A 333-nucleotide genomic window follows, 5' to 3' on the forward strand; every position below is an offset into this window, starting at 1 on the left:
ATGCTGATATATTTGACATTACAAGAGAGAATAATCGTCATATTGCCTTTGGTCATGGTAGTCATTTTTGCCTTGGGGCACCACTCGCTCGTTTAGAAGCAAAGATTGCTATTCCTACATTATTACGTCGTATGCCAAATATACAGATACAAGGTGAAAAAGAACAAGTAAAGTGGAAAGGAAGCTATCTAATGAGGTCATTAGAAGAATTGCCTTTACGATTTTAGTATCTATATTGATGGTTCCGGTGCAAAAGCTTCAAGATACATGCAAGTAACCTCTAAATCTTGGACATACTGATACTATTACTCTAAAAAAGGTGTGTGATCGGTA

Annotated in this window: 1 protein-coding gene; it reads left to right on the plus strand. The window is 36.3% G+C overall.

Annotated features, from left to right (window positions below; all coding sequences use genetic code 11):
* A partial coding sequence (locus JDS96_RS30930; RefSeq protein WP_199669141.1) for a cytochrome P450 occupies positions 1-227 on the plus strand: 227 nt, incomplete at its 5' end.
* Between the last annotated feature and the right edge of the window lie 106 nt (positions 228-333).

The sequence above is a fragment of the Bacillus cereus group sp. N21 genome, assembly GCF_016483395.1.
Classification (GTDB): domain Bacteria; phylum Bacillota; class Bacilli; order Bacillales; family Bacillaceae_G; genus Bacillus_A; species Bacillus_A pseudomycoides.